We start from the raw sequence: 14,136 nt of genomic DNA, 5'->3' as shown, positions 1-14,136 counted from the left end.
AAAGTTAGTTTGTCTAGCATCTAAAAATAAAAATTGACGTTTCACGTTGTTTGTTTCGTTCAGTTTTCAAAGAACTTGTCCGTCGCTCAGAAGCGACTTCATCATATTAACATCTTCATTTTTCGATGTCAACCATGTTTTTTAATTTCTTTTTTGTCGTTTTCTGCGTTTCCGCATCAGCGACGTTTATTAATATACCATCATGATTTTGAAATAACAAGTGCTTTTTATAAAAAACACAAAAAAAATTCCCTTTCCCTACTTTCTTCTATAGAAAGGACCATTATCCTTTCTACTTAAAGTAATTATTTTAATTGTATACAAGTTACTATACACTACCATCACCCAAGCGGTATTTCACAATAAGTTCCTGACTTTTAATCCTCTTCCTTTTAAGTTTCGTAATAACCACGACTCTACTTAAGATGGAAAAGTACACATTTAAACGTAAAGTAACAAAATAAGTTAGTTATAAGAAACGAAACAACTATCCTAAAGCAAAACTTTAATTAGTGCTTTTTCTCACCAATCAGGAATCTTCCTTCACAAATAACGAAATCCCCCTCGAAATATTAACTTAAGATTATTGTTAGAATTTTTTTACATTTAATTAATGAAAAATATCCATTTTTTGTTATATAGTAAGGGAGTGCCCAAAAAAACTATAAATAAACTAATGGAGGAATTATCTTATGGATAGGTTAACAAAATTTTCATTAAAAAACCGAGCCGCTATCATTATCATGGTTTTTCTCATTTCCATACTCGGCGTTTATTCCGGTTCTAAATTGCCCATGGAATTTTTACCCAGCATCGATAACCCCGCAATAACTGTTACAACATTATCTCAAGGACTCGATGCTGAAACGATGACCAAGGACGTAACTGATCCTCTCGAAAAACAATTTCGTAATTTAGAACATATCGATGGCATCACTTCTTCCACAAACGAAGGATTATCACGCATCGACATCGCATATACATCCAAGGCAAATATGAAAGACGCGGCACGCGAAGTTGAAAAAGCAATTAATACGGTTAAATTGCCTAAAGATGTAACTAAGCCTGTAGTTAGCCAATTAAACACTTCTATGATCCCACTTGCTCAAATTACCATCCAGAAGCAAAACGGATTTTCAAAAGCTGACGAAAAACAAATCGAGGAAGAAATCGTACCACAACTCGAAAGTATTGATGGTGTTGCCAATGTCATGTATTTCGGAAAGTCAACTTCCGAATTATCCATCTTACTTGACCCTAACCAACTAAAAGATAAAAACGTAACATCAGAGCAAGTATTAAAAGTTTTACAAGGAAAAGAAACTTCCACTCCCGCTGGGGCAATTACGGTTAATAAGGAAGAATACAATCTTCGTGTCATCGGGGATATAAAAAATGTAAATGACATTAAAAATATCAACGTTACACCTCAAGTAAAATTACAAGATGTCGCTCAAGTTGAACTAAAACAACATTACGATACAATCTCGCACATAAACGGTGAAGAAGGAACAGGATTAGTCATCATGAAAGAGCCGAGTAAAAACGCGGTTGCAATTGGAAAAGAGATTGATAAAAAGATTAAAGATATAAGCAAGCAATATAAAGATCAGTTTTCTATTAAACTTCTAGCTTCAACTCATGAACAAGTTGAAAATGCTGTTACTAGCATGGGAAAAGAAGTAATCCTTGGGGCAATTGCTGCAACTCTAATAATCTTAATCTTTTTACGCAGCTTCCGAACAACACTCATAGCTGTCGTCAGTATTCCATTATCTATTTTATTAACACTGTTTTTACTCCACCAATCTAACATTACACTTAACATTCTAACTCTTGGTGGCTTAGCCGTTGCCGTGGGACGTCTCGTCGATGATAGTATCGTTGTAATCGAGAACATTTTCCGTCGTTTACAAAAAGAAACCTTCTCTAAAGATATTATTCTTGATGCAACGAAAGAGGTCGCTGTCGCAATCACCTCTTCCACTTTAACAACGGTCGCAGTTTTTTTACCTATCGGTCTCGTATCAGGAGTAATCGGTAAACTCATGTTACCTATGGTATTAGCAGTTGTATATTCTATTTTATCTTCCTTAATCGTTGCATTAACAGTTGTTCCACTTATGGCTTTTTTACTACTCAAAAAAACAAAGCATCGTAAGCCGAGTTCTTCACCACGATATGTCGCTACATTAAAATGGGCTCTTTCTCATAAATTTATCATTCTACTTACTTCTTTTTTATTATTCGCAGGATCAATCGCTGCCTACATACTACTACCGAAAGCGAACATAAAGTCTGAAGATGATACAATGCTATCCGTCAACATGACATTTCCAACCGATTATGAGTCTGAAGCTAAAAAACAAAAAGCCTTTGATTTCGAAAAGAAACTACTCTCTAATCCTGATGTAACAGATGTTATTTTACGAATGGGATCCAGCGCAGAAGATGCACAATGGGGACAGACAACTAAAAACAATCTTGCAACTATATTTGTAGTCTTTAAAAAAGGATCTGACATCGACCAATATATTAAAGAGTTAAAAAAAGAACATACAGCTTTCGAACCAGCTGAACTTGATTATATAAAAACGAGTTACTCTGACGCTGGCGGCGGAAACAACTTACAATTTAACGTAACAGCTACTAACGAAACAAATTTAAAAAAGGCCGCTAACATCGTCGAAACAAAACTAAAAAGTATGGACTCTCTCTCTAAGGTAAAAACAAATATAGAAGCATCTAAAAAAGAATGGCAAATTCATATCGATCAAACAAAGGCCGAACAACTAGGTTTAACACCAGAATTAGCAGCACAACAAGTAGCATCCCTTATGAAGAAATCACCTATCGGGGAAATCTCAATTAATAATGAAAAAGCAACGATTATGATAGAACACAAGAAGGCAGCCATTAACAAGCAAACAGATATTCTAAACACAAACATACTATCACCTATTAATGGGCCAATCCCTTTAAAAGACGTTGCAACTATTTCAGAAAAACAACTTCAAACGGAAATCTTCCATAAAGATGGGAAAGAAACGATTCAAATTACTGCAGAAGCTTCAAGTGAAGATTTAAGCAAAGTAAGCGCAGAAGTAAACAAGACGATAACCGACTTAGATTTACCTAACGGAGCAAAAGTAAATATCGCAGGTGCTACTGAATCTATGCAAGAGAACTTCACAGACTTATTTAAAATTATGGGGATTGCAATTGGGATTGTATATTTAATTATGGTTATCACATTCGGGCAAGCACGTGCTCCTTTTGCAATTTTATTCTCTTTACCATTAGCTGCTGTCGGCGGTATTTTAGGATTAATTATTTCAAGAACACCTGTTGATGTAAATTCATTGATTGGCGCATTAATGTTAATCGGGATTGTCGTTACAAATGCTATTGTATTAATAGAAAGAGTTCAACAAAATCGGGAAAACGGTATGGAAACAAGAGAAGCTTTACTAGAAGCTGGTTCCACTCGATTACGCCCAATTATTATGACAGCCATAACAACAATCGTCGCTATGCTACCACTTCTCTTCGGGCAATCTCAAGCAGGAAGTATGGTATCAAAAAGTCTAGCCGTCGTTGTAATTGGTGGCTTAGCCGTTTCAACCGTCCTTACATTAGTCGTTGTTCCTGTTATGTATGAACTATTAGATAAAATCGGGAGAAAAAGACGCTCCCGCAGAAAAATAAGTACTTCTACAGAAACACCTGATATTTAAACCCAAAAGGCGTTATCTTCAATATATGAAGATAACGCCTTTTGGTCCTCTACCTACCGATATAATCCAGCACTTTTTTACCATACTGCTCTAGCGGCTCTCCAGAATCTACAATAAGATATTCACCATTTAAAGGCCTTTTACTGCCATCCAGCCATTTTTTAAATGCTACTTCTGATTCTACTTTTGTAATTTGACTAATCTTACGTTCACGTGTTTGTAACCTACGATTAATTTCTTCTATATTATTAAGATAACATTCAATATATTTATATGTAGCACCATGTTTCTGACATAAATCTATTCCTTTTTTAACCATCCCTTCATAGAGACATGGACTATCTAATATCACACTATGCTCTTGCTCCAACAAAAAATTGATTAGTTCCCACTCAATATCATAGGAGATTCCCCCAACCACTGTTGATTCGAAACCTTTTGTCGCTAATGATTTTAATAAAGCTGATTTCACGACGTCATGATCTACAATAACAGCACCTGTTAACTTAGCAATATACTTAGAAAGTGTCGACTTCCCTGATCCAGGAAACCCTGACATTTGCAGAAAAAACACATATAAACCCCTCTCTAACTCGCATCCTAATATCTATGCACTCAGTTACGTATTCAACAATTGTTACGTCCATTCCTTCTACATAAAAAGAACCCTCTGCTTATAAACAGAGAGCTCTTCTTTGTAACCTATGCCGCTTTTACCTTCTTCGTCGTTTTACGACTTTTTTTCGTTCCTGTAAAACGCTTGTGTAATACAGATGCTACGAAACGAGAAATGACATTAAAGAGTAATACCATAATAATTAATACAGCTGCAGATTTTGTTGCAATTAACTTCGCATCCGGGATAATCCCTTCAGAGTTCAATTTCCAAATATGAACCGCTAACGTTTCAGCTGGTCTAAATGGATTTAAAGGATGCGCCGGGCTTGAGAAGTCCGCTGCTGAATTTAAAATTGGAGATGTTAAACCAGCTGTGTAAATTAATGCTGCTGCTTCACCGAATATACGCCCCGCCGCTAAAATAATCCCTGTAATAATTTGTGGTAGTGAAGACGGAATAATAATACGAACGATTGTTTGCCACTTTGTTGCACCTAATCCAAGACTCGCCTCTTTTACATTATGAGGAACTTCTGAAATCGCATTTTCACAAACACGTGTTAAACCTGGTAAGTTTAAAATAGTTAAAGCAAGAGCACCACCCATTACTGTGTATCCCCAGCCTGTCATTGTAACGAACACTAACAAACCGAATAAACCAACAACAATAGAAGGTAACGACGCCATTGTCTCAATACACAAACGAACAAAACTTAAAAAACGCCCTTGTTTTGCATACTCCGCTAAATATATTCCAGCACCTAACCCAAGAGGAATAGATATAATAAGTGTTATAACAAGCATATAGAAGGAATTGAATAACTGTGGACCAATTCCACCACCAGCTCTTGTATTACTTGGTTCTCCAAACAAGAAATTAGGATCCCAAAATCCCCATCCCTTTTGCAGAATTTCAAACACTAAGAACACTAGCAAAGCTACAACTAAAGCTGCAACCGCATAAAAGATACCCGTCCAAACTTTATTTACCGTTCTTGCATTCATTATTATCGCTCACCTCTTTGACCAATCGCTCGAATTACTAAAATAAACAGGAATGAAATAACAAGTAAAATCATCGCTAATGTCCATAGCGCATTGTTCCAAGCTGTTCCGTTCAATGTATTCGTCATATCCATTGTTAGAATACCCGTTAACGTTGCTGTTGGACTATATATTCCTTCCGGTAATTTAATCGTGTTCCCGATTACCATTTGAACCGCTAACGCTTCACCAAAAGCACGCGCTAACCCTAAAACAATACCTGTTAAAATCCCTTGTTTTGCAGCAGGAACAATAACTCGGCTAATCGCTTGCCATTTCGTCGATCCTAGACCGTAAGAAGCTTCCAAGTAATCAAACGGAACAGAACGTATTGCATCAGAGGCGATACTAGCAATAGTAGGTAAAATCATAATACTTAGGACGATAATACCAGCAATTAAACTAAAGCCCACTCCCCCAAACGAATCACGTAATAAAGGAATTAAAATCGTAACCCCTAATAATCCGTACACAACTGACGGAATACCAACTAATAATTCTAAAACAGGCTTTAATACTTTATTCCCAAACTTTGGCGAAATTAAATTCATGAATATAGCAAGAGCTATAGCAATTGGCGCACTAATAACAACAGCACCTAACGACACAAGCGTCGAACCAACAATAAAGATGACAGCACCATACGTACCTTGATCAGCATTTGGATTCCATTTTGTCGAAGTTAACACCTCAGATAATGAGATACCACTTTGCGTGAAAGATTGAATTCCTTTGCCGCAAATAAACGCAATAATAGCTAATGTAACAAAAACAATAAAGATACCACAAAACGTAACGAGTGTTCTTCCTATATATTCACTCTTTACGTAATTAATTTGTTTTTTCCCCTTCATCACAGGACAGACCCCACTTCATAGATTGAAATGAACAGGACTGGCCTTGCAGCCAGCCCCATAAAATTTTATTACTTATTTAATTTAGACATCGGAATGTAACCCATATCTTCTACTTGTTTTTCGAAATCTTTACCTTTTACATAGTCAATGTATGCTTTTGTCGCTTCTTTTGCCTCACCTTTAGTTACCATGTACTCGTAAGACCAGAATGGATATTTACCAGCAGAGATGTTTTCAACTTTCGGTTCAGCACCATCAATTTTCACAGTTTGCAATGCACCTTTTTTATCGCCAACCATGTAAGACATTGCTAAATAGCTGATTGAACCTGGAGTAGAGTTAATCGCTTGCTCTACTGCACCATTAGAATCTTGTGTAGTACCAGTTCCATCATTAATTTTCGCATCTTTCATAACTGTTTTTTCAAATGTAGCACGTGTACCAGATGAAGCTGGACGATTAATTACGTTGATTTTTTCATCTTTCCCGCCTAACTCTTTCCAGTTCGTTACTTTTCCAGTGAAGATATCTTGCACTTGTTTTACTGTTAAGTTATCAACTTTTACATCTTTATTTACGACAAGTGCGAATGCGATACCCGCTACCTTGTTATCTACTAATTCTTTCGCTTTTTCAGCATCTTTTATTTTATCTGAAGCCGGAACATCCGAATTACCAATTTGTACTGCACCAGACGCTACTTGGTTAATCCCTGTTCCACTACCGCCACCTTGAACTTGAATAGAAACTTTTGAATTTTTCTCCATGAATTTCTTTCCAGCTTCCTCCGCAAGAGGTTGAAGAGCTGTAGAGCCAGCCGCTGCAATCGTACCTGATAATTCTTGTTTTGCATTATCGTTTCCTTTAGCAGCTTCCTTATTATCCGTACTTTCTGCTTTTCCACATCCAACTAATGCACCTGCAACAACTAAAGCCGCTAAAGAAAATTTAATACCCTTTTTCATAACCATGTCTTGTACCCCCATTTGGATTATCACTTTTCGAATTCATCTTCTTTCGAACACAAATTCATTGTAGGACAACAATATTATGTGAGTGTTAAGCAATTTTTAAGTTTAAGTAAATAGAGATAACATCCCGCAAAAGCTAGACATTCCAACATTTACAGTTAAAAAAGCCAACAAAACCCACACTAACCACGCAGTATTGTAAATTTATTCTTAACAATGTAAAGCCAATGTAAATATTTTTCTTTATTTTGCCCTTTAAGTTAAAAATATATTTACAATCCCCCTATATTTTTTAACTTTTACGCTCTTACCTTATTTACATTAAGAAGAATTTCAGTAATATTTTTCGGTACAATCAAATAAATTGGAACAATTCTAAAAATAAATGAATATTTTTAAAGTACTAATTGACAGCATCATCCAATGTAGTCTACTATATTAGTAGCAAAAAGTTTACCTAGGGAAACTTTTTAAACTTAAACTAAAAATATAGAGATGAGGTAACTTTTATGGTATCGGCTAATACAAAACCACTTTCCGAATTTACAACAGGAGAGTTTGTACAAATTGAGAAGATACAATTAGAAGGAACTATGAAACGACGTTTATTAGATTTAGGCTTTATTCCTGGGGCAACGATTAAAGTGTTACAACGCAGTCCACTTGGAGACCCGGTCGCTTATCAAGTAAGCAACACAACTATTGCACTGCGTAGTGAAGAAAGTTCCCTTATTTTCGGGGTATTAATAGGAGATGATTTCAGATGAGTAACCATCGCATTGCTTTAGCTGGTAACCCGAATACCGGGAAAAGTACATTATTTAATACTTTAACAGGCTTAAAACAACATACTGGAAACTGGACGGGGAAAACTGTTTTAAAAGCTGAAGGGGAATATGAGCATAACGGAAATATATATACAATAATAGATTTACCTGGAACTTACTCACTGTATTCAAATTCAGCAGATGAAGAAGTCGCACGAGATTATATTATATTTGAAAAGCCAGAAGTAACTGTGGTTGTTATAGATGCAACTGCAATGGAAAGAAATTTAAATTTAGCACTCCAAGTGATGGAAATGACAAACGATGTAGTCATTTGTATTAACTTAATTGATGAAGCAGAGAAAAAGGGAATCGTTATTGATGAAAAAAAATTAGCAAAATCACTTGGTGTACCGGTAGTTAAAATTTCAGCACGAAACCGAGTTGGTATCGGACATTTACTAAGTGTCATTACTAAAGTAGCAACAAAAAGGCTCATTCCTACACCAATTAAAATTACTTATAATGAAAAAATTGAAAATATGATTCAAGAATTAGAACCACAAATTTATAAAGTGTTCGGTGATACGTATCCAGCACGTTGGATTGCGCTACGTATTTTAGATGGAGATAAAAATTTCTTAACTACACTTCAAAAACATCATAACGAACCGCTTGTAAGGGAGGTCGTAATAAATGGAATCTCACTCAGCCAGTAAAGCTCTTCCATTAGACTATATTATCCAACATGCACAAACACTCTCAAAAGAAGATATACGAGATGATATTGTCGGAGATATTTATCGAACATCTGCAAATATATGTAAAGAATCTGTTCAATATACAAATACTGATAAATTATATCGTTCCGAAAAACTAGATAAAATTTTCACATCTCCAATCTGGGGATTCCCAATTATGCTCGGTATTTTATCTATCATTTTTTATCTTACAATTGCAGGCGCTAACGTACCATCTGATATGCTTGCTGAGTTCTTCGGCTGGGCAGAAGGATATTTAACATCTTGGTTCCAAGCAATGCATGCACCTGAATGGTTACATGGCATTTTAATACTTGGTTTATTCCGTGGTATCGGAGCTGTTATTAGTGTTATGTTACCACCTATGGCCATTTTCTTCCCTATGTTCGCCCTATTAGAAAACTACGGATATTTACCACGTGTCGCATTTAATATGGACCGCTTATTCAAGCGATCTGGTGCACACGGTAAACAATCTTTAACAATGGCAATGGGATTTGGTTGTAATGCAGCTGCCATTATGTCGACACGTATTATTGAATCACCACGTGAACGTATGCTTGCAATCTTAACAAACAACTTCGTTCCTTGTAACGGTCGCTGGCCTATGTTAATTTTAATGGCTTCACTATTTATGGCTGCTGGTTATACAGGTAGCATGCAAACATTTGTTACTGCAAGTGTCGTAGTTGGAATGGTTGTAATTGGTGTTATTATGACATTAACCGTTTCTTGGGTACTATCAAAAACAGCTTTAAAAGGCGTTCCAACTCACTACACACTTGAGTTACCACCATACCGCAAGCCAAAAATTTGGAATACAATTGTGCGTTCAACGCTCGATAAATCAATATATGTTTTAAAACGAGCTGTGATTGTAGCTGCACCTGCCGCTGTATTAACTTGGATACTTGCTAATATTTTCGTTGGTGACACTAGCTTACTTATGCACTTTGTAAACTTCCTAGATCCATTCGCGAAAATGTTAGGTCTTGACGGTTTTATTCTAGCAGCGTTTATTCTTGGACTACCAGCTAATGAAATTGTTATTCCAATTTTATTAATGTCTTACTTATCAACTGGCGCTTTAACTGAAATAGATGATTTTAATCAAATCAAAAATCTATTCTTAGAACACGGTTGGACTTGGTTAACTGCGTTAAATACAATGTTGTTCTCACTTCTTCATTTCCCATGCGGGACAACACTGGTTAACATATATAAAGAAACAAAAAGTGCAAAGTGGACATTCTTATCGTTTGCAATCCCTACTGTTATTGCCATTGTTGTTACATTCCTCTCTACACAATTGGTACATTGGTTAGGGCTTGTATAAAGTAAAGCATACATAGAAGGTATCCCCCTTCATCATATGCTTTGCGCATAAAAGAAACCTGAAACTTATTCAGGTTTCTTTTTTTCTTTCCACGGCTGAGCACCATACGTTGTAATCTTTTTATGAATAAAATATATAGTTCCTGGAAGAACCGCCATTAATATCGCGCAACTAATTCCTAATCCAGTAAACAACTTACATCACCTTATTTCACTCTCTTCGGTAAAGCCGAACCCGAATGTTCAATTATAGGATGAACATGAACAATTATTTCAGCGTTACTAAAATAATTTTCACCTTGATCCCAATTCTTACTTATTTTTTTCCACTCTTTATAATTATGCCGCTTATACACTTCGCCTAATTCCAATACATCTACCTTATATTTTTTTTGAACAAGTTTTACTGATTTTTGGATACGTTTCTCCATTGCCTCCGAAATATTTTTCTTTAATCGATTTTCATTCATAATTTGTTTATGATCACTAAAATGCAACTCAGCCAAGGTTCCATCCAGAGATAAATGAATATCAAACTTCGGTTTTGTAGCATTTACCGTAGATACTTTAATCTTCCGGTGTATCTTATGAATTTCATATGTAATAAGCTGGCCCTTTTTACGGATAGTAAAAAAACCTCCAATTTTTTTACCTATTACATAGTTCATTCCTAACGTTTGTTCTCCACTCAGCATTCCAACACACTTATTATCCTTTCCACGAAATAAAGCAGCCCCATCCATCTGAACACCTTGCTTCGTTAAACTTAAAACAGGTAGCGCAAAACTTTGCTTTGAAATCATTTTCTCCTGTACTTCACCAATTCTGGCCGCCTCAATCATTTGAGCATTTTTCGGAGGATGATCAGCTAACATATCAATGTATTTCGACGGTAAATTTTCAGGCTTTGCACTTTGTTTTAAAATAGCTTCCGCATTTTTCTTCGAAACGAACAAACGAATATTCCTTCTCATTTCATGATCACGAATATATACATCTAACGTATTTTGCAAAACATACGGGCCTGAAAGTAATTCTTTAGAAAAAATTATCACTTGTATATGTGGAAAGAATAAGGAACGACTAATTTTTTTAGCAATAATTCGTATTTGCTCAAAAACACTATCAGCTTTTGCACTAACATTAATATAATTTTTACTCTCCCCATCGCCTTGAGCACCTTGTGGCGTTAACTTACTTGGGAGTACCATTTGGTATGTGCCCTTCATCACCGGATTAGATTTCTTTTCTTTCACAATATCATAAGCCGCCCCTACCACAAATCCTCTTTCTTCGATCTCTTCTAACTCAGAACACCCACTCATCCAACTAGCCAAAACAGCACATATCATAATTTTAAGAAGGTGCTTCATTTTTACCATTCCTTCTTTTTATTTTATATACAATTAAAACTAACAAAGGCGCTAATACAACAAACCCCATATCAATCCAAGCTAAATAAGTTCCATAATGTGATAAATCGTCTAAATTACCAGGCATCATATTCACCATAAAAATAATAGGAGCACTTACGAAAATGAAAATATGCTTCTTAATTTTCGGAAACATGGCACAAAATAATAAAGATGCGACGTCATAATACATTGCTGTAGTGTTATAAATAGTAATAATCCAAATAGTAAAAAAAATCGCGTCAAATCTTTCTAAAAATCCTCCGCCAATTGCAATTTCTTTCCCTAATTCAATCGTTGGATATGTCAGTCCCCTAGTTGTCATATAGGTAAAAACACTAATACAAGTTATATAAATTAAAATGTACGAAAGCACATTTACCATCACTGCTTTTGCAACTGCCAACGGTGCTTTTTTTGCTGTGTCATTTAACATCACCGCATAAAACAAAGCTACCTCAAATCCAATAAACGTAAAAACAGAGCCTTTAACTCCTACAGCATATTGCCTTACGTCCGTTTGAAAAGCCGGTAGTAAATTATCTATTTCCATTAAGTTCACATTCAATAAAGAAAGCAATACGATTGCAATAAAAACGATAGGTAAAAATAAAAAGTTTAACCTTAATAAAGCTGCTCTCGATCCTGCTACTCCATAAACAACAACTAATAGGAAAAAGAAAGACAATAGTTGTACTGGTGTATCATTAAATAAATACGTTTGTGAAATAATTGCAATCATGCGCGATTCATATGCTGTCAAAGCAGCAAACGTTAATACTAAAATGATACTAATCGTGTATGCAACGGGTTTCGTCAAATGTGTACTTGTATATTGAACAAAGTTTTGTTTTGGGAATAAAATAGCCACCCTCGTTACAAACCAACCTAAACATGCACATATCAATCCACCAAAAAGCAAAATAATCCAACCATCCGAAAATAAAGTTTGCATAGCAATATCTCGCGGCATAGATAATGCACCTATACCGATAATCATTGATGATACCGCAAAACCAAGCTCCCGGGATCCAATTTCTTCATCTCCGTATTCAAATGGTTTCAATTATTCTCGCTCCTTTGGACGTAATGTAGAGTCTTTCGTTTGTAAATATTCCGGTCTCTCTTTCAACATTGACTTCGGCAAGCGGACAATCTCTTCTTTCCAATCTTTATAAAACGCAGGAGCAATAGGCGTTGTATACGGTACCCCAACACTCTTTAAATTCGTAATATGAACGGCAAGTGCAATAAGAGCTAAAATAATTCCATACAGCCCAAAAGCAGTCGCGGCTAATACAAAAGCGAAAAGTAAAACCCTAAACGTAATCGTAATGCTATACACAGGCAGTGAAAATGTAGCAATTGCTGTAACCGCAATAATAATGACTAAAAACGGATTTACAATCCCCGCACTTACTGCTGCTTCTCCAATTACAAGGCCACCTACAATCCCAATGGTTTGTCCCATCTGTTTCGGTAATCTAATTCCAGCTTCTCTTATTAATTCCATCGTCAATGCCATCATTAATGTTTCAATATAAGCAGGAAACGGTACACCTTCCCTTGCACCTGCAATTGAATAAGCCAATTTAGAGGGAATAAGTCCTTGGTGATATGAAACTAGCGCTACATACATTGCCGGCATTAAAATCGCAATTATACCGGAAATCATTCGCAAAACCCTTAATAACGTACCAATTATCCAGCGTTCATAATGATCTTCTACCGATTGAAAAATATCAACAAATACTAATGGCGCAATAAGTGCAAATGGTGATCCATCTACTAAAATGGCCGCTTTTCCCTTCGCTAATGAGGCCACAATACTATCAGGCCTTTCCGTATTCAAAAACTGCGGAAATGGCGATAAATTATTATCTTGAATTAATTGTTCAATCGTACCTGTTTCCAAAACGACATCTGTCACTATCGATTGAAGACGACGATCTAACTCTTTTACAATGTAAGGATTAATAATATCTTCTATATATACTATGGTCACTTCTTTTTGCGATCTTTCCCCCATAATATAAGATTGAAATCGTAGCTTTGGATCACGTAAACTACGACGAATTAACATTTTATTTACATTAATATCTTCATTTAGTCCAATCCTCGGTCCACGTATTAAATCTTCTGTTACAGGTGGTTCTAGACTTCTTTTCTCCCAAGCCCTACTATTAATAACAATAGCCGTTTGAATATTATCAATTAATATAACTGTGTCTCCTGTTAAAATCGCATTTATAATATCTGGAAATGTTGTTTTCGTACTGACTTCTGCAATAGAAATAAAACGATCTAACAATGTTTGAACAACAGCTGCTTCATTTGGTACTTCTTCATATTGAAGTGTACGAACTACATATTTATAAACATTATCCTTATCTGTTAATCCACATAAAAAAACAACCGCACAACGTGTAAAACTTCCCGCAAGAGCCACTTCTCTAATCGTTAAATCATTAGGTGAACCTAACTCATCCCTGATTTCCTTCATAACTTCAAACAAGGTACTTTTCAACTCTAACAATTTCCCCACCTAACTTCCTTTTTAACAAGTTTTTAGTTAGATTCCGCTAATAGAAGTAAATATATACAAAAAAGAGCTATCTCTTTTCAAAGATAGCT

General features: G+C 35.6%; 12 protein-coding genes. 4 read left to right on the top strand and 8 right to left on the bottom strand.

The genetic code is table 11. From position 1 onward, the window contains the following. Positions 1–692 precede the first annotated feature (692 nt). Entirely contained in the window at positions 693–3,737 is a 3,045-nt protein-coding gene (locus tag BAU28_RS02380; RefSeq protein ID WP_071717611.1) for an efflux RND transporter permease subunit, read from the top strand. A 49-nt stretch (positions 3,738–3,786) separates the two neighbouring features. Here the strand turns inward: BAU28_RS02380 and BAU28_RS02375 are convergent, their stop codons facing one another. The 4 genes from BAU28_RS02375 to BAU28_RS02360 form a co-directional block, all read right to left on the bottom strand. Next, positions 3,787–4,311, bottom strand: a complete 525-nt coding sequence (locus BAU28_RS02375) for a P-loop nucleotide/nucleoside kinase family protein (protein WP_048370837.1) — start codon at positions 4,309–4,311, stop codon at positions 3,787–3,789. A gap of 128 nt (positions 4,312–4,439) precedes the next feature. Then, positions 4,440–5,360, bottom strand: a complete 921-nt coding sequence (pstA, locus tag BAU28_RS02370) for a phosphate ABC transporter permease PstA (protein ID WP_071717610.1) — start codon at positions 5,358–5,360, stop codon at positions 4,440–4,442. 2 nt (positions 5,361–5,362) lie between these two features. After that, positions 5,363–6,253, bottom strand: a complete 891-nt coding sequence (pstC, locus tag BAU28_RS02365) for a phosphate ABC transporter permease subunit PstC (RefSeq protein ID WP_025149865.1) — start codon at positions 6,251–6,253, stop codon at positions 5,363–5,365. A 71-nt stretch (positions 6,254–6,324) separates the two neighbouring features. After that, entirely contained in the window at positions 6,325–7,227 is a 903-nt protein-coding gene (locus BAU28_RS02360; RefSeq protein ID WP_025149864.1) for a phosphate ABC transporter substrate-binding protein PstS family protein, read from the bottom strand. Positions 7,228–7,736: 509 nt separating this feature from the next. Between BAU28_RS02360 and BAU28_RS02355 the strand changes: the two genes are divergently transcribed. Genes BAU28_RS02355 through BAU28_RS02345 form a run of 3 tightly spaced genes read left to right on the top strand, consistent with a single transcriptional unit; the run spans position 7,737 to position 10,091 of the window. Beyond that, positions 7,737–7,994 carry a FeoA family protein gene (locus tag BAU28_RS02355; protein WP_002174927.1) on the top strand — a complete coding sequence of 86 codons (258 nt, stop codon included), beginning with the start codon at positions 7,737–7,739 and terminating at the stop codon, positions 7,992–7,994. Then, positions 7,991–8,713, top strand: a complete 723-nt coding sequence (locus tag BAU28_RS02350; protein WP_025149862.1) for a FeoB small GTPase domain-containing protein — start codon at positions 7,991–7,993, stop codon at positions 8,711–8,713. Before BAU28_RS02355 ends, BAU28_RS02350 begins: the two co-directional genes overlap by 4 nt. Continuing rightward, complete coding sequence (locus tag BAU28_RS02345) at positions 8,691–10,091, top strand: nucleoside recognition domain-containing protein (protein ID WP_048370831.1); 1,401 nt, start codon at positions 8,691–8,693, stop codon at positions 10,089–10,091. Before BAU28_RS02350 ends, BAU28_RS02345 begins: the two co-directional genes overlap by 23 nt. Positions 10,092–10,156: 65 nt before the next feature. On the opposite strand, the gene BAU28_RS31275 is transcribed toward BAU28_RS02345, so the two are convergent. From BAU28_RS31275 to BAU28_RS02330, 4 genes are read right to left on the bottom strand one after another with little or no spacing between them, the layout of a single operon-like run. Continuing rightward, a complete protein-coding gene (locus tag BAU28_RS31275; protein WP_083594477.1) occupies positions 10,157–10,285 on the bottom strand; it encodes a hypothetical protein in 129 nt (42 codons plus the stop codon). Between the two features lie 11 nt (positions 10,286–10,296). Then, complete coding sequence (locus BAU28_RS02340; RefSeq protein WP_071717609.1) at positions 10,297–11,463, bottom strand: Ger(x)C family spore germination protein; 1,167 nt, start codon at positions 11,461–11,463, stop codon at positions 10,297–10,299. Next, positions 11,447–12,568 carry an endospore germination permease gene (locus BAU28_RS02335; protein ID WP_071717608.1) on the bottom strand — a complete coding sequence of 374 codons (1,122 nt, stop codon included), beginning with the start codon at positions 12,566–12,568 and terminating at the stop codon, positions 11,447–11,449. The genes BAU28_RS02340 and BAU28_RS02335 overlap by 17 nt, the downstream gene beginning before the upstream one ends. After that, positions 12,569–14,047, bottom strand: a complete 1,479-nt coding sequence (locus tag BAU28_RS02330) for a spore germination protein (RefSeq protein WP_131801198.1) — start codon at positions 14,045–14,047, stop codon at positions 12,569–12,571. Between the last annotated feature and the right edge of the window lie 89 nt (positions 14,048–14,136).

The organism is Bacillus paramycoides (genome assembly GCF_001884235.1).
GTDB lineage: Bacteria > Bacillota > Bacilli > Bacillales > Bacillaceae_G > Bacillus_A > Bacillus_A paramycoides.
The sequence above is the reverse complement of the archived record's forward strand: the minus strand, read 5'-3'. Positions and strand labels throughout refer to the sequence as shown.